Raw genomic sequence first — 17,066 nt, forward strand, 5'->3', positions numbered from 1 at the left:
CTAGCTGAAATCAAATGAACAAGTTCATCCAAGGCATTATTGCCTTTTCGTTGAAGAACCGCGGTTTCATCTTTTTGATGACGCTGCTGGCCATCGTGGCCGGGGTGGTGAGCTACCGGAACACGCCGATTGAGGCGTTTCCGGACGTCACGAACACCGAAATCACCATCATCACGCAGTGGCCTGGCCGCTCGGCCGAGGAGATTGAGAAGTTTGTGACGGCCCCGGTGGAAATTGCTCTGAATCCGGTGCAGAAGAAAACCAGCATCCGCTCGACCACGCTGTTTGGCTTGTCGGTGGTGAAGGTGATTTTCGATGATGGCGTGGACGATGCCTTTGCCCGTGTGCAGGTCAACAACATGCTACAAGATGTGGACCTGCCCGAAGGCGTGGACCCCGAGGTGCAGCCGCCCTACGGCCCTACCGGCGAGATTTTCCGCTATACGCTCGACAGCAAAAGCAAAACCGTGCGCGAGCTGAAAACCCTGCAAGACTGGGTGATTGAGCGCAATCTAAAAGCTGTGCCCGGCGTGGCCGATGTGAACAGCTTTGGCGGCGAGGTGAAGAGCTACGAAATCAGCGTGAACCCCAGCAAAATCCAGGACTTCGGCATCTCGCCGTTGGACCTGTACAACGCCATTCAGCGCAGCAACATCAACGTGGGCGGCGACGTGATAAACGCTGGCCAGCAGAACTTTGTGGTGCGCGGCATTGGCCTGCTCAACAACATCTCCGACATCAACAACACGGTCATTAAGAACGTGAATGGGGTAGGCATTCTGGTGAAGGACGTGGCCATTGTGCACGAGTCGGCCCTACCCAAACTGGGCAAGGTAGGCCGCAACTACGACGACAACATGGTGGAGGGCATTGTGGTGATGCGCAAGGGCGAAAACCCCTCGCAGGTGATTGCTGCCCTGAAGGCCAAGGTGACGGAGCTAAACGAGAAAATCCTACCCTCCGACGTGAAGATCAAGACCTTCTACGACCGGCAGCAGCTCATTGACTTCTCCACAGAAACCGTGATTCACAACTTGCTGGAAGGCATTATTCTGGTGACGGTTATCGTGTTCGTATTCATGGCCGACTGGCGCACCACGGTGATTGTGTCGGTGATTATTCCGCTGGCCTTGCTGTTCGCCTTCATCTGCCTGCGCTTGAAAGGTATGTCGGCCAACTTGCTCTCGATGGGTGCTATTGACTTCGGTATCATCATCGATGGGGCCGTGGTGATGGTGGAAGGACTCTTTGTGGCCCTCGACCACAAGGCTCATGAGGTAGGAATGGAGCGTTTCAACAAGCTCACGAAAATGGGCCTGATCAAGAAATCTGGCCGGGAGATGGGCAAGTCTATCTTCTTCGCCAAAGCCATCATCATCACCGCCCTCCTACCCATCTTCTCCTTTGAGAAGGTAGAAGGCAAGGTGTTCTCGCCACTAGCCTGGACGCTGGGTTTTGCGCTCCTCGGTGCGCTTATCTTCACGCTTACGCTGGTGCCGGTATTGGCTTCGATTCTGCTCAAAAAGAACGTGCGGGAGAAAGACAACTTCTTTGTGCGCGGCATCAACCGCGGAGCGCAACGCTTCTTTGCCTTCACCTACGCCCGCAAAACCATCAGCTTGCTGGTGGCGACGGTAGTGGTAGTAGTAGGTATGGGCGCCTTTCACTTCCTGGGCTCGGAGTTCCTACCCGAGCTGAACGAAGGTTCGATTTACGTGCGCGCTCAGTTGCCGCTGAGCATTTCGCTGGATGAAAGCAACAAGCTCTGTAACGAGATGCGGCGGGTGTTCCTGAGCTTCCCGCAGGTAGGCGATGTGGTGAGCCAGACAGGCCGTCCCAACGACGGCACCGACCCCACGGGCTTCTACAACAACGAGTTCCTGGTGCAGCTCAAGCATACGCCCGAGGTAGAGGCCGAGATGAAGCATAAGGACAAGCGCGAGGCCCTCATTGAGCACATGAAGGAGAAACTGGCCCGTTTCCCCGGCGTGGACTTCAACTTCTCCCAGCCCATTACCGACAACGTAGAGGAGGCCGCCTCGGGTGTGAAAGGCTCCATTGCCGTGAAAATCTACGGCACCGACCTAAAGCTGATGGAAGCCAAAGCCCGCCAGGTATACGACGTGCTGAAGGACATCAAAGGCATCGACGACCTGGGCGCGCTGCGCAATATCGGGCAGCCCGAGCTGCACGTGGAGCTGGACGAGCGGCGCATGGCCCAGTACGGCGTGAGCAAGGCCGACGCCAACGCGGTGCTGGAAATGGCTGTGGGCGGCAAGCAAGCCACGCAGATGTACGAGGGCGAACGGAAATTTCCCATCGTGGTGCGCTACGAGGAAGGCTTCCGCCAGTCGCCTACCCAGATTGCAGCCCTGATGGTGCCTATCATGAACGGCAACTCCGTACCGCTGTCGGAAATTGCTACCATTGGCAACGTGAACGGTCCTTCCCTCATCTACCGCGACGACAACAAGCGCTTTTCGGCCGTGAAGTTCTCTATCCGCGGCCGCGACATGGGTAGCACCATCGAGGAGGCCCAGCGCAAGGTAGACGCTGTGGTGAGCCTACCCAAGGGCTACAGCATGAATTGGACTGGCGACTTCGAAAACCAGCGCCGTGCCACCCAACGCCTCACGCAGGTAGTGCCCATCTCGCTGGCCCTCATCTTCTTCATCCTATTCATCTTATTCGGCAACCTGAAAGACGCCGGGCTGGTACTTCTGAACGTGCCGTTCGCCATCATTGGTGGCATTGCGGCGCTGCTCATCACGCACACCAACTTCTCTATCTCGGCCGGTATTGGCTTCATCGCCTTGTTTGGTATCTGTATTCAAAACGGCGTGATTCTGATTTCGGTGTTCAAGCAGAACATGTTGAAAAAGATGAGCCTTGACGACAGCATCCACGACGGCGTAACCTCCCGCGTGCGCCCCGTGGTGATGACGGCCCTCATGGCTACCATCGGCCTGATGCCGGCGGCCATCAGCACCGGCATTGGCTCCGAAACCTCGAAGCCGCTGGCTATTGTGGTAATCGGCGGCCTGATTACGGGCACCATCCTCACGCTGTTCATCTTCCCGCTGGTGTTTGAGCGCGCCTACCGCGCCGAGCACACACACTATGGCGACGACCCTACCCTGCGTCAGAACCACCGCAAGCCGGCGCTAGCTGGGGCGTAAGTAGCTTTTTTTATTCGGAACAACAGAAGCCCCAACGCCTTTTGGTGTTGGGGCTTCTGTTGTATTAGTACTCCTATACGCTTCAGTTGCCTCAACAGGTCCACGCATGACCCTACAACGAAATTCTATGAGCCACTGGGTGTTTCCGACGCTGCCGGGGTAGGCGACTATAAGCTGCCTCTCGTGACCGATGCACAAGCTCACGGCACTACCATCGACAGGTTCACAATGATTCGTGGCCTGCCACAGCCTCTTATCAGCTTGCCGTGAACCTAGCTGCTCCTACCAATTGAGACTGAACTGCGTGTAATAGAATTCCCAAGAAAGCAGCTTTTATTCAGTCAAAAACGCCATCAGCAACCCGGAAAAACATTCAGTATAACCGATGCAAATGAAATAGAACAGACCAGCTGTATGCTGAACATTAGGCTACTTGTTTTTGCTTTGAAAGGAGCTGCTAGCGGAACATCCATCGGGGAGCGGCGTAGGTTACTAAGGCTGCCAGGTTACTGACGGTGGCTTTTTCAACCCTTTTCAACCGCTTATGAAGCAAGAAAACGAACAGAAGGAACTGCATGTAAACAATGCCGACACGTTGCTGACCACTAATACAGGCGTGCGGGTTTCTGACACAGATAACTCGCTAAAAGCCGGCGAACGAGGTCCTACGCTGCTGGAAGATTTTCACTTCCGCGAGAAAATGACCCACTTCGACCACGAGCGAATTCCGGAGCGCGTAGTACACGCACGGGGCTCGGGCGCACATGGGTACTTCGAGCTATTTGAAGACATGAGCCGCTACACCAGCGCAGGCATTTTGCGGCACACAGGCAAACAAACGCCCGTGTTCGTGCGGTTTTCCACTGTCGTGGGCTTCCGTGGCTCGGCCGATACAGTGCGTGACGTACGCGGCTTTGCTGTGAAATTCTATACCGAAGAAGGCAACTGGGACTTGGTGGGCAATAACATGCCCGTGTTCTTTATTCAGGATTCCATCAAATTCCCTGACTTAGTACACGCTGCCAAACCCGAGCCGCACAACGAGATGCCGCAGGCTTCGGCCGCGCACGACTCGTTCTGGGACTTCATGTCTCTCACGCCCGAAAGCATGCATATGCTCTTCTGGGTGTTGTCGGACCGCGGTATTCCGCGCTCCTACCAGAATATGGAGGGCTTTGGGGTACACACGTTCCGGCTTGTAAACGAGCAGGGCGAAAGCCACTTCGTGAAGTTCCATTGGAAGCCGGTGGCCGGTATGGCCTCGCTAGTATGGGACGAAGCACAGAAAATTGCCGGCAAAAATCCTGATTACAACCGCCAGCAACTATGGGAAAGCATTGAAGAAGGCAACTTCCCAGAATATGAATTGGGCGTGCAGATTATCGAGGAGAAGGACGAGTTTATGTTTGACTTCGACATTCTGGATGCAACCAAGCTGTGGCCCGAAGAGCTGGTGCCGGTACGCATCATCGGCAAGATGACGCTGAATAGTAACCCCGACAACTTCTTCGCTGAAACCGAGCAGGTGGCCTTTCACCCCGGCCACGTTGTGCCCGGTATTGATGTAACCAACGACCCGCTGTTGCAGGGGCGCCTGTTTTCCTACGTCGACACGCAGCTTTTGCGCTTAGGAGGACCTAACTTCCAGGAGATTCCTATCAACCGGCCGCGGATGCAGGTGCACAACAACCAGCGCGACGGGTTTATGCGGCAGACCATCAACCAAGATCGGAAGAACCGCGCCAACTACTACCCCAACTCGCTGAACAATAATTCACCCCGCCCCGCCACCGCCGCCGAGGGGGGCTACGTGCACTACCAGGAGAAAGTGGAAGGCCACAAAATCCGGAAGCGCTCCGAGAGCTTCAACGACCACTACACGCAGGCCCGCCTGTTCTACAACAGCATGACGGCCCCAGAGCAGAAGCATATTGCGGAGGCATTCAACTTCGAGCTGGGCAAGGTAGAGCACCTGCACATTCGGGAGCGAATGGTGGAGCATATTGCACAGGTAGATGTGGCCCTAGCAGTGCAGGTGGCCCAGGAAATCGGAGTGGAATTCGATGAGGCATCTTGGAAAGCCAAGCTCAAGGATACTGCTCACAACGTGGCCGATAAGGTAGCCAGCGCTGTGAGCAGCAAAAAAAGCGTGACGGATTCGCCCGCGCTTAGCATGGAGAAAAACAAGAAGGAGCACATAAAGGGCCGCAAAGTGGCTGTACTGCTCGCCGAAGGTTTCAACCACGAAGCGTATCAGCATTTGCAGCAAACACTGCTAGCGAACGGAGCTGAGCTGGAAGTGGTGTCCACGATGCTGGGCGTGATCAAGGCAGCCGACGGACAGCAGGTAGAAGCAAAGAAAACATTCAATACCACTGCTTCGGTGCTTTACGATGCTGTATTTGTGCCCGGTGGCAAAGAGAGCGTACAAAAGCTGTTGAAGCTGGGCAAAGCGGTTCACTTTATTGAGGAAGCCTACCTGCACCATAAGCCTTTGGCAGCCAGCGGCGAGGGCGTCGACCTGTTCGCTGAATGCCGCCTTCGGGATGTAGCTCTCTCAGATGGCAGCACCCAAATGGATAAAGGTGTGGTAACCGCCCGCGATACCAACTGGCAAGACCTAACGGAAGCTTTCCGTCAAGCCATTGGGCAGCACCGCTTCTGGGAGCGAATGGTAGAAGCTATTCCAGGGTAGGAAGATTGCCTAGCCGCTTTAGTGATCTAGCCGGAGTAAGCAGGGAGACATCCTTTCCCTATCTGTTCCGACAGGATTAGTAAGTAAAAAACCTCAGTGCCGGAAGGCACTGAGGTTTTTACTTTTTGGTGGTAGTTATTCCCCGCTGGGCACGGGTAGGGCTGTGCCTACGGCCACGGGCGTGCCAAAATCGGGCATTCCGTCGCTTTTCCAGGTGAAGCTTTGCATGCGGGGCGTGCGGGAGTTGCTGCATCCCTGACCCGTCATCGGATTGGCATGGTAGACTATCCAATCCTGGGTACCGTCTTTCGATTTGAAGAAACCATTGTGACCGGGGCCGTAGGCCTGACTAGCGGCATTCTTGGAGAAGACCGGGGTAGCCGTTTTGGTCCAGGACTCGGGCTTAAGCGGGTCGGCGGTGCTAGAAGCTGTGAGCAGGCCTAGGGCGTAATCGTCGGTGCTACAGTGGCTGGCCGAGTACACAATGAATGTTTTATCACCGTGTTTCAGCGCCTCGGGGCCTTCATTCACAAAGGGGTAGCCGGTTTTCTCCCAGCCATAGGTAGGCTGCGAAATCTCCACCCGCTCGCCGGTGAGGGTGGTAGGGCTGCTCATTTTGGCAATGTACAGGCGCTGGGTTTCGTTTTCTACCCCGCTGCCAAAATCCTTGTGGCCCGACCATACGAAGTAGCGCTGGCCGTTTTGTTCCAGCACAGTGCCATCAATGGCCCACTTATCATCGGCGGTAGCTACTTTGCCAATCAGCGTCCAAGTGCCGGTGGTAGGGTCGGCAGCAGGGTTTTCCAGCACCCAGGTGCGGTGGCCGCCGCAGCAGTTGGGGTCGGCGCTGAAATACACGTACCACTTACCGTCGAAGAAGTAGATTTCCGGTGCCCAGATGTCGCGGTAGCTGCCGTTGGGCGTCCAGATTATCTTTTCCGGCGCCGTCCCTACCTCCGACATCTTCGCGGTTTTGCGCAGGCGCAAGTCGCCACCCGAGGTGCTCATGTAGTAATAGAAACCATCTTTCTGATATACCCACGGGTCGGGACCAGAATTGAGCAACGGGTTTCGAAAAGTAGCCGCGCCGGTGGTAGGCGGCGTAACAGGCGGGAGGATAGGCGGAGCAGGCGTAGGGTCCGACGACGAACCGCCTCCGCAGGCTAGGGCGCCCAGCAGGACAGCTGGCACCAGTAACCAGCGAGTAAGAATAGCTGCGAACATAAAAAAACAAGGAAGAAGGATTCATGAAAAAGCCGCCGCACCGATGGCAGGCGCGGCGGCTTTCTGTGGCCTTATTGCCAGCCTGGGTTTTGCGTCAGACCGGCCGCATCAATATCAACTTGCGGAATGGGTAGCAGATTGCTTTTGCCAATTACGAAGTTGTTGAAATCAGCATCCCGGGCTTTTAGTTGATCCAAGGTGCTCTGGTTATTTAGCAGATTCCAGCGCTTCAAATCAAACCAACGTAGTCCTTCACCGGTCAGTTCAGTTACGCGCTCGTGCATGATCTGCGTGCGTAGGCTGGCCTGGTCGAAGTTGGCACTGGTAAGCGGCGCCAGGGTAGCCCGGCTCCGCACGCGGTTGATCAACGGAATGGCGTTGGCCGTCTGGCCTTGCTCGTTCAGGGCCTCGGCTTGCAGCAGTAGTACGTCAGCAAAGCGCATCACCCGGTGATTAATGGGCGAATCGAAGTTCTCGAACGTCCGGTAATAATCCGTCTGGTACTTGCGCCAGTAGATACGGGCGCGGTTGCGCGCATCTGTTCTGTACCGGTTCAGAAAACCTACCCCATATACCAATGTGTCGCCATCAACTGGCAGATTGGTAGAGAATTGCCGCCGATTATAGAACACGGTAGCTGCTAAGCGCGGGTCGCGGGCACCACTCGTAGTTCCTTCTTTCAAGAATTCATTTACCACCCAGGGTCGCGCTTCACCATCTACAAAACCGCCGGCATTGGGGGCGCCGAAGAACTGAGAACGTTGCCCGCCCTCTGAGGAGGTAGCGTCGTCGCCGTCGTTGCCTCCTTGCCGGGCGTCGGAGAACTGTACCTCGAAGATGGATTCCGAATTGTTTTCCGTTGTGTGCCGGAAGTTATCGGTGTAGGTGTTGGTGAGCGAGTACTGGTTGGAACTGATGACCTCCGCAAACTGGGCCGAGGCATCGGCCCAGCGGCGGTTTTGCATGTAGGCCTTGCCCAGCAGAGTAGCCGCCGCGTTGCGGGTAGCGCGCCCAATATCATTACCCGAGTAGGACACGTCGAGGTCGGGCTTGGCGGCCAGCAGATCGGTATAAATCTGATTCCATACTGCCTCCTCGGTACCTTGGGGTGGGCGGTAGTCAAGGGTAGATGGCTCCAGCGCCAGCGGCACATTGCCGTAGAGCGATACCAAGTTGAAGTACAGCAACGCGCGCAGGAAGCGGGCCTCGGCAAGCACCCGCGCCTTCAGCTGGGCATTCATCTCAATGGCCGGCACATTGGCAATTACCTGGTTGCAGCGCCAGATGCCCCGGTACCCATCGCGCCACAGATTCTGCGACACCTCGAAATTGTAGTTCACCAGCGTGAACTTGGTGAAGTCGGCCAGCTCGCCCCAGGGGCTTTGGCTGAAGCCATCGTCGGAGCGCAGGTCGTAGGCAAAATTATACCAGCGGCGGTAGGTACCCAGCTGCTGTAGGCCACTATAGCAAGCATTCACGCCCTGCACGGCATCGTCGCTGGTGGCCCAGAAGGAGGCCGTGGTGGGCTGGTTGGGGTTTACCTGTTCCAGCAGATTGTCTTCGCAGGCGGTGGTCAGCAACAGGGTGCCGGCCAGCGCGGTTATTTTTACGAAAGGATATTTCATGATAAAGTAGAGGCGAATGGAATGAAACGACGCGCTTAGAAGCCCAGTTGGATGCCGGCCGTGTAGGAACGCACGATGGGGTAGGTACCATCGTCGATACCACGGGCCAAGCTGCCACCGCCCGGCGTTTCGGGGTCGTAGCCGCTGTATTTGGTGATGGTGAAGACGTTCTGGCCCGTCAGGTACACGCGCAGGCTGCCAATGCCTTTCACCTTACTCAGCGCCGTTTGGGGCACGTTGTAACCAATTTGCAGGTTCTTCAGGCGCAGGTAGGAGCCATTTTCCAGCCAGCGCGTAGAGTTCACGCGAGAGTTGTTGGCAGCCGACACGCCAGCCGCGCCGCCACCGCCCGCTTGCACAATGCGAGGCGTATTGGTGGGGTTTTCGGGCGTCCAGGGGTTGTAATCCGTACGGTAGTTGCTGTTGTCGTCGCCGCGGTCTACCCACCATTTGCCCACGTTAAGCACGTCATTGCCCTGCACACCCTGAAACAGAGCGGCAATGTCAAAATTCGCGTAGCCAGCATTCAGGTTCACGCCGTACTGAATTTTAGGAAACACCCGTCCTACATGTACGCGGTCGAGGTCGTTGATCGTGCCATCTCCGTTGATGTCGCGGTAACGCGCATCGCCCGGCGAGGCATTGGGCTGGGCGCTGGCCGCAATTTCGTCGGCCGTCTGAAACACCCCTTCGTACTGATACAGATAGAACGACCCGATTTCGTAACCTACCTCCGTGCGAGCCGCCCCGTTCGGACCAGCTTGGTAGATCTGGCCGTCGCCTCCTAGTTGCTTCACCCTATTGCGCAGGGTAGTAATATTGGCCGAAGCCCCGTAGGTAAAGGCGTTGCGCGTGTCAGCGTAGCCTAAGTTCAGCTCAAAGCCGCTGTTTTCCAGTCTTCCGATGCGCTGGTACGGGTCACCACCAGCGTTACCTAAAAAGATGGGGGGCACCGGGTTAACTAGCGCTTGGCGCGTTTGAGCAATGTAGTAATCGGCCGAGAGTGTCAGGCGGTCTTCCAGCAGCCCCAGGTCTACCCCAAAATTAGTGGTACGACGCTCCTCCCAGCCAATACGCAAGCTGGGTAGCTGAGTCTGAATCTTCCCATTAACAATGGTTTGGGTAGGCCCAAACGGGTAGTTCACGTTCGGGTTGATGTTGGCCGTGATGAGGTAGGAGCCGCCATAGGCACCACCGAGCAGGTCGTTGCCTAGAGAACCGTAGCTGGCCCGCACCTTCAGGTTGCTGATGCTGCTCACATTCTCAAAGAACCGCTCTTTGGAAATGCGCCATCCTAGCGAGGCAGCGTAGAAGTTGCCGTACTTGTTAGCCGGGTCGAAGCGGGAGGAACCGTCGCGGCGGTAGGCACCCGTCACGAGGTAGCGCTGGTCGTAGTCATAGGTTAGCTGACCGAAGTAAGAACGCTTCGTGAAGGTATACTGATTGCCTTGCACAGCCGGGTTCTGCGTACCAGCACTCAACGCCCAATAGTACTCAGGTCCGGTGCCATAGCCGTAGTTGATGCCACGCGTAAGGCTGTAATCAGTGCGCTGCTCGGAGTAGCCCGCCACAGCCGTCATGTTGTGCAGGCCGAAGCTTTTATCAAACGTCAGCGTATTTTCGGCTAGGCCGAAGAAGTTACTGCCTTGGTTTTCAGCAAAGCTCGACGGGTTCAGCGGGTCATTTTGCCGCCACTGGCCGTATTTGCGCTTGGCTTGGTCGTGGAACGCGTAGTAGTCCATGGCCAGGTTGAGGCGGTAACGCAGAAAATCGGTAAAGGCAAACTCACCGAACACGCTACCCTGCAAGTGGTTCTGGGTGTTAGTATCGTTCAGCAGGTTTTGCAGCGCAATGGGGTTGGTGCCGAAGGTGCTGGCGTTGGTATTGCCAAAGCCGTAGCCCCCGGGGTTGGCCGCATCGTACACGGGAATCACGGGTAGCATCCGCAGCACATCAATGAACGGCACCCCGTTGAGGCGAGTCTGATTGGCGCGCGTAAGCAGCAGGCTCTCCCCTACTTTCAGCTTGCCCTTTGTGAAGCCCGAGTTGATGCGCAGGCTGTACCGCTCAAACTTCGGCCCCTCGATAATGCCTTTCTGGTTGAAGTAGCCGGCCGAAATCAGGTAGTTGGACGTGGAAGTACCGCCCGAGAAGCCCAGGTCGTAGTTTTGTACCGAGCCGTGTTGTAACAGTTCTTTCTGCCAATCGGTATCTACCCCGTTGTCGTTTGCGGCAAATGGCTGCCGGGTTCGGCCGGCGTTGTCGTAAGATTGGTTGTTCAGTTCGCGCCAGCGGGCGGCTCCTACCAGGTCGTAGGTCCGGCCAATCACCTGTGGCCCACCCGAGGCACTCAGGTTGATTTTGGCCTCACCCGAGCGGCCGCGGCGGGTAGTGATGATAATAACCCCGTTGGCACCGCTGGCGCCGTAGGGGGCCAGCGAAGCTGCATCCTTCAGCACTTGTACTGACTCCACATCCTGCGGGTTGAAGTCACGGATATCATACGTCCACAGACCATCCACCACGTACAATGGGCTGCTACCGTTGTTGATAGAACCAATACCCCGGATATTCACGGTAGGATTTTGACCCGGCACGCCCGAGTTGGTCACCTGCACACCCGGCAAGCGCCCCTGAATGGCCTCCGTGACCGTGGCCACCGGTGCCCGGCGCACTTCCGTGCCGGTAGTCGTAGCCACGGAGCCCGTCACGTCCTCGCGCTTTTGCGTGAGGTAGCCTACCACCACTACATCGTTTAGCGTCTGGGCATCCGGCGCCAGCGAAACATCGATGCTCGTGCGGCCGTTCACGGCCACCTCTTGGCTGGTATAGCCCACAAACGAGAAAACGATGGTTGCATTCTCTGGCACTGTCAGAGTATAACGACCATCGGCGTCGGTCTGCGCACCATTGGTGGTGCCTTTCACTACCACGTTTACGCCTGGTAGGCCGACACCCTTCTCATCCACCACACGCCCCGCTACAGCTATATCAGCTACCTTGTTTAGGGCACTGTGCAAGGAAGCGGGCGTAGGTGCTGCTGCAGCCAGCGTCATTGGCACACAATAGAGCAGCGAGGGTAGCGCTATCTGATGTAGGTAACGTACATTTTTTTTCATGATTATTGAAAAGGGAAAGTGGGAACTGTTAGTTTGCAAACGTTTGCCTAGCAGGTTATAAAAGAATGCATTTGCAAACGTTTGCATATTCGTAGAATAAAAAAGCCCGTAGGCTTATAAGAGAGGTAGCTCGTAGAACACGTGATGGCGCTTATTGCTACCGCTACTGAAATATGATACAACTCAACACACCGCAAACACAGGTACAATGGTAGCATTTCAGCGTGCTAAAGTCAAGATTATACTTGAATAATTACATACTATCCCTACCACTACTCAACTGTAGCATGACTCAAAACTATAGGACAAAGCACATACAACGCCTTACCAACCAGTGCAAACTATTTTAAATAAATAAGACAAACGTTTGCGTAAATTTTGTTCTTTTGCACTTAGTATTCTGTTCTATTTCACTTCTTCGCACATGCTTTCTACCACCGTCGCAGCCGCATTCCGGCAACACTATCCTGCAACCCCCTTGCTGGTCCGGGCACCGGGCCGGGTCAATCTGATTGGGGAACACACCGATTACAACAACGGTTTTGTGCTGCCGGCGGCCATCGACAAAGAAATCTGTTTTGCGGTAGCACTGAACAATCAACCGGAAGCACGCCTCTACTCGGTGGACCAGGACGAGCATTATACGCTGAACTTGCAGGATGTGCAGCCAGGCAATACCCAGTGGGCCAACTACCTAAAAGGTGTGGTGGCAGGATTTCAGCAGCGGGGCGTTACAGTGCCGGGCTTCGACTGTGCGTTCGGCGGCAACGTACCCATCGGGGCCGGCTTGTCGTCGTCGGCGGCTGTGGAATGCGGGTTGGCTTTTGCTCTAAATGAGCTGCTCAATGCCGGCTTCAGTCGGATGGAGCTGGCCCTGATTGGGCAGCAGGCCGAGCACCAGTTTGCGGGCGTGCGCTCCGGCCTGATGGACCAGTTTGCCAGCCTGTTCGGCAAGGCCGACCATGTGGTGCGCCTCGATTGCCGCTCGCTGGACTATGAGTATTTCCCCTTCGACACGGCCACTTGCCACATTGTGCTCTGCAACTCCGGTGTGAAGCACTCCCTGGCCAGCTCGGAGTACAACACCCGCCGCCAAGAATGCGAGAAGGGTGTGCAGATCTTGCAGCAGTACTACCCTGAGGTGGAAAGCCTGCGCGACGCTACCCTGGATCAGCTGGACCAGCACCGCGAGGAGCTGGGCGACGTGGTATACCGCCGCTGCTCCTACGTGGTGCGCGAAAACCAGCGCGTAGAAATTGCCTGCCAGCACCTGACCCAAGGCGATTTAGCCGCGTTTGGACAGCAGATGTACGCCTCCCACGCTGGCCTGCGCGACGATTACGAAGTGAGCTGCCCTGAGCTAGATGTACTGGTAGAAATTGCCCGCGAAACGCCTGGCGTTCTGGGCTCTCGCATGATGGGTGGCGGATTTGGGGGCTGCACCATCAATTTGGTGCCTACTGAGTTGGTGGATAGCTTCTGCGAGCGGGCCGCCGCTGAATACCAGAGCCGCCTGGGTCTGCACCTGGAAACGTATAAAACCTCTATCGTGGCTGGCGTGGAGGCATTGCCAGCTGTAGCCACGTCGGGGCAGTAGCCGGCTACCTTTCCGACGGAAGCAGCATGGCCTGCGTATGCTTTCTAACACGTATTGGCGGCTACTTGGCGCCCGTTTTTCACTTTCAGACTTCTAACAGCACATGGCTGAGTTTAATTTCAACGACCATCCCCACCGTCGCTTCAACCCCTTGTTGGGGGAGTGGATGCTTGTTTCGCCCCAACGCTCGAAGCGGCCGTGGCAGGGCCAGCAGGAAGAGCCCGACACCGCTCAGCGCCCTACCTACGACCCTACTTGCTACCTGTGCCCTGGCAACGTGCGCGCCAATGGAGAGCATAACCCGCAGTATACGGGCACCTTCGTGTTCGACAACGACTTTGCCGCCCTGCAAGCCGACGTGCCCGCCGGCGACCTGAACGTAGAAGGCCTGCTGCAAGCCAAGGCCGAGTCGGGGGTAGGGCGCGTGATTTGCTTCTCGCCCCGCCACGACCTCACCCTACCCGAAATGAGCGTGGAGGCCATCCGCGGGGTAGTAGATGTGTGGGTGGAGCAGTTCCGCGAGCTGGGCGCCCAGCCCGACATCAACTACGTACAGATTTTTGAGAACAAAGGGTTCATCATGGGGTGCTCCAACCCCCACCCGCACGGCCAGATCTGGGCGCAACGCCACGTACCCGGCGACCCGGCCAAGGAAACAGTGCAGCAGGAAGTGTATTACAAGGAGCACGGCAAAACGCTGCTGGCCGACTACCTGGCCCTGGAGCTACGCACCAAAGAGCGGGTAGTGGTAGAGAATGAGCACTTTGTGGTGCTGGTACCCTTTTGGGCGGCTTGGCCCTACGAAACGCTGGTGCTACCGCGCCGTGTGGTGCAGGATATTACCCAACTGACCGACGAGGAGCGCACGGCCTTTGCCGACATCATCCGCCGCCTCACCATCCGCTACGACAACCTGTTCCAGACCTCGTTCCCCTACTCCGCCGGCCTGCATCAGCGCCCCACCGATGGCCAGGAGCACGAAAGTTGGCATCTGCACATGCACTTCTACCCCCCGCTGCTACGCTCGGCCACCGTGCGCAAGTTTATGGTAGGCTACGAACTGTTGGCTGAAGCCCAGCGCGACATCACCGCTGAGTATGCTGCCCAGCGCCTCCGCGAGCTACCAGAAGTTCATTATAAGGCTAGCTTGTAAAAGCAGAGTCAACACAAAATTGGCTGTCATCCTGAACGCAGTGAAGGACCTTCTCACGCGTGAACGATACTCGTAACAACGAATCGTTCACGCGTGAGAAGGTCCTTCACTGCGTTCAGGATGACGACTTCCTACCCTCCTACCTTCCGACTCACTTCTCCCCACTAGGCCGGGCCAGGGGCGTGCCCGTAGCTACCGGCACACCGAAATTGGGCGTGCCGTCGGTGTTCCAGGTGAAGCGCTGGGCGCGGGGTGAGCGGAACCCGCCGCAGCCCTGACCGGGCTGGTTGTTGGCATGGTAGAGAATCCAGTCCTGCTTGCCGTCCGGCGACTTGAAGAAGCTGTTGTGACCGGGCGCGTACACGCCGTTGGTGGGATTGGCCTGAAAGACTGGTTCGGGACTTTTTGTCCAGCTTTCGGGCTTGGTCAGGTCGCTTTTGGCGGAGGCCGTGAGCATCCCGAGTTTGTAGGAATCGGTCCAGCAGCCGCTGGCGGAGTAGATGAGGTAGAGCTTGTTGCCGTGGCTGAGCACCTCAGGGCCTTCGTTTACGTCTACATGGGGCGGGTTGCTGGTGGCACCCAGGTCGCCGTCCTTTTCCCAAGCATAGGTAGGGGTAGACACCAGCACGCGTGGGCCATCTACAGTCCACGGGTTTTTCAGGTGGGCCAGGTAGATGTTCTGGCGGCCGTTCACGTCGCCTTCCCACCCCGACCATACCATGTACAGTTCCTTGTTGTGCTCGAAGATGGAGCCGTCAATAGCCCACTTGTTGGTGGTATCGGTGAGTTGGCCTTTGTCGGTCCAGGTGCCTTGCAGGGGGTCGGGCGAGGCGTTTTCGAGCACCCAGAGGCGGTGCGTTTGGTTGGTGCCCGCATCGGCCGCATAGTACACATACCACTTGCCGCGCAGGTAGTGCAGCTCCGGCGCCCAGATTTCGCGGGAGTTGGGGCCGGTGGCAGGGGGCGTCCACACCACGCGCTTCTCAGCCGTACCTAACTGGCTTAGCGACTTAGTTTTCCAGAGCGTGATGTTGCGGCCCGTGGTGTGCGTGTAGTAATAATAGCCGTCGTGGTAGATGCTCCACGGATCGGCGCCGGAGGGTAGCAGCGGATTGGTGAAGGTAGCCTCCGGTGCCGTAGCCGCAGCAGTATCCGCGGGGGTGGTAGCAGCGGGGCGGGTACAGCCCCCTACCCCGCCTAGCAGCGCCACGCTGAGCAGCAAGCTGCTCAGCCACCGGGCAGGTGCTATGCTTCTGGTTGGAGGTAGTGTACGCGATGAAGTCAACAGCGTCATAGCTTATTTACTGTTCAGCTTTTTGATAAGGTCGGCTTCGTCCTGACGGTAGGGCGTGCCGTCTTTGCGGAACACTTCGTGGAACCACTCGATGGGCTCCGAGCCATCGGCCAGAGGCGTATCCCAGGCGTATTTGGTGTTGGTTTTGCCATCTACCAAGCCCCAGTTGATAGCACCCACGTTTTGCTTTTTCAGCATGGGCATGGTGGTGGCAAAGCGGCTGTTGCGCGGTCGGGCCATGTACTCGGTGCAGATTAGCGGCCGGCCGTTGGCTTTTAGCAGTTCCACCACGCGGCGGTGCCAGTCCTCGCTTTCGTAGTTGTGGTAGGTCACCACATCAGAATGACCAAGTTGATAGGTGTTCAGCTTCTCGAAGCCCCAGTTCCACAGGCCGACGCTCAGGGGCTGTGAGGGGTTTACCTCACGCGCCCAGGCAAAAGTATTGCGCAGCAGCGGCAGCGAGGTGTCGCCCTTGCCGGAGTTGCCAGGCTCGTTGTATAAGTCCCAGAGCAATATGCGCTTATCATTGGCGAAGGTGCGCAGCACATCCTGCACATAGGGTTTCAGGACCATGAAGGTAGCCGAGTCGCGCGAGGCCGGGTCGCCGGGGTCCTGCACCCAGCCGGAGTTGTGCACGCCGGTTTTGGGTGCCGGCTGTGTGCCCGGCTGCGACGTCTTGTTCCAGCAGTCATCAAAAAACACGAAGATGGTCTGGATGTGGTGCTTGTCGGCAATGGCCAAGTAGTCGTTCATGCGCTTTTTGAAGCCTGCCTGATCTTCTTTCCAGGCCACGCTGTGCAAAAACACCCGCATGGCGTTGAAACCGATGCCCTCGGCCCAACCTAGCTCTTTGTCAATCGTGGCGGGGTCGAAGGTAGCGGCCTGCCACATCTCCAGCTGGTTGATGGCCGTACTGGGCGTGAAATTGGCCCCGCTGATCCACGCGTGTTGCTTATACCAGGCATTGGCCTTTTCTGCCGACCAGCGCTGGCCAATGGTGGCCGCAGCCACGGCACGGCTCTTGGTTTTGGCTTTCGTTTTCTGCGCCTGCGCGCCAGTGGTCGTTAGTAGCGCCAACGACAAGTAGAGCAATAGTTTTTTCATAGGGAAAGTGGGAGTGGAAAAATGAAGTCGAAGTTGAGGTAGTGCTGTCATTTTGGACGCAGCGAGAAATCTGGCA

Annotated in this window: 9 protein-coding genes; 4 read left to right on the forward strand and 5 right to left on the reverse strand. The window is 56.9% G+C overall.

Annotated elements, in window-relative coordinates; all coding sequences use genetic code 11:
• The first annotated feature begins 14 nt into the window (after positions 1-14).
• Complete coding sequence (locus MUN82_RS10970; protein ID WP_245097474.1) at positions 15-3,179, forward strand: efflux RND transporter permease subunit; 3,165 nt, start codon at positions 15-17, stop codon at positions 3,177-3,179.
• A gap of 544 nt (positions 3,180-3,723) precedes the next feature.
• Positions 3,724-5,874: a catalase gene (locus MUN82_RS10975; protein ID WP_245097476.1), complete on the forward strand. Its 2,151-nt coding sequence runs from the start codon at positions 3,724-3,726 to the stop codon at positions 5,872-5,874.
• Positions 5,875-6,009: 135 nt separating this feature from the next.
• Here MUN82_RS10975 and MUN82_RS10980 read toward each other — a convergent pair whose 3' ends face one another.
• The 3 genes from MUN82_RS10980 to MUN82_RS10990 all read right to left on the reverse strand — a co-directional run bounded on the left by MUN82_RS10980 (position 6,010) and on the right by MUN82_RS10990 (position 11,842).
• Positions 6,010-7,098, reverse strand: coding sequence for a glycoside hydrolase family 43 protein (locus tag MUN82_RS10980; RefSeq protein WP_245097478.1), 1,089 nt, complete (start codon positions 7,096-7,098; stop codon positions 6,010-6,012).
• Between the two features lie 71 nt (positions 7,099-7,169).
• Positions 7,170-8,723 carry a RagB/SusD family nutrient uptake outer membrane protein gene (locus tag MUN82_RS10985; RefSeq protein ID WP_245097479.1) on the reverse strand — a complete coding sequence of 518 codons (1,554 nt, stop codon included), beginning with the start codon at positions 8,721-8,723 and terminating at the stop codon, positions 7,170-7,172.
• 35 nt (positions 8,724-8,758) lie between these two features.
• A complete protein-coding gene (locus tag MUN82_RS10990) occupies positions 8,759-11,842 on the reverse strand; it encodes a SusC/RagA family TonB-linked outer membrane protein (protein ID WP_245097480.1) in 3,084 nt (1,027 codons plus the stop codon).
• Positions 11,843-12,266: 424 nt separating this feature from the next.
• On the opposite strand from MUN82_RS10990, the gene galK reads away from it, so the two are divergent.
• Together galK and MUN82_RS11000 are read left to right on the forward strand one after the other, a co-directional pair.
• Positions 12,267-13,439, forward strand: a complete 1,173-nt coding sequence (galK, locus tag MUN82_RS10995) for a galactokinase (RefSeq protein WP_245097482.1) — start codon at positions 12,267-12,269, stop codon at positions 13,437-13,439.
• A 103-nt stretch (positions 13,440-13,542) separates the two neighbouring features.
• Positions 13,543-14,592, forward strand: a complete 1,050-nt coding sequence (locus tag MUN82_RS11000) for a UDP-glucose--hexose-1-phosphate uridylyltransferase (RefSeq protein ID WP_245097484.1) — start codon at positions 13,543-13,545, stop codon at positions 14,590-14,592.
• A gap of 151 nt (positions 14,593-14,743) precedes the next feature.
• Here the strand turns inward: MUN82_RS11000 and MUN82_RS11005 are convergent, their stop codons facing one another.
• Both MUN82_RS11005 and MUN82_RS11010 read right to left on the reverse strand, forming a co-directional pair.
• A complete protein-coding gene (locus MUN82_RS11005; RefSeq protein ID WP_245097486.1) occupies positions 14,744-15,886 on the reverse strand; it encodes a glycoside hydrolase family 43 protein in 1,143 nt (380 codons plus the stop codon).
• Positions 15,887-15,889: 3 nt separating this feature from the next.
• Positions 15,890-16,990 carry a cellulase family glycosylhydrolase gene (locus MUN82_RS11010; RefSeq protein ID WP_245097487.1) on the reverse strand — a complete coding sequence of 367 codons (1,101 nt, stop codon included), beginning with the start codon at positions 16,988-16,990 and terminating at the stop codon, positions 15,890-15,892.
• Positions 16,991-17,066: the final 76 nt, after the last annotated feature.

The organism is Hymenobacter aerilatus (genome assembly GCF_022921095.1).
Classification (GTDB): domain Bacteria; phylum Bacteroidota; class Bacteroidia; order Cytophagales; family Hymenobacteraceae; genus Hymenobacter; species Hymenobacter aerilatus.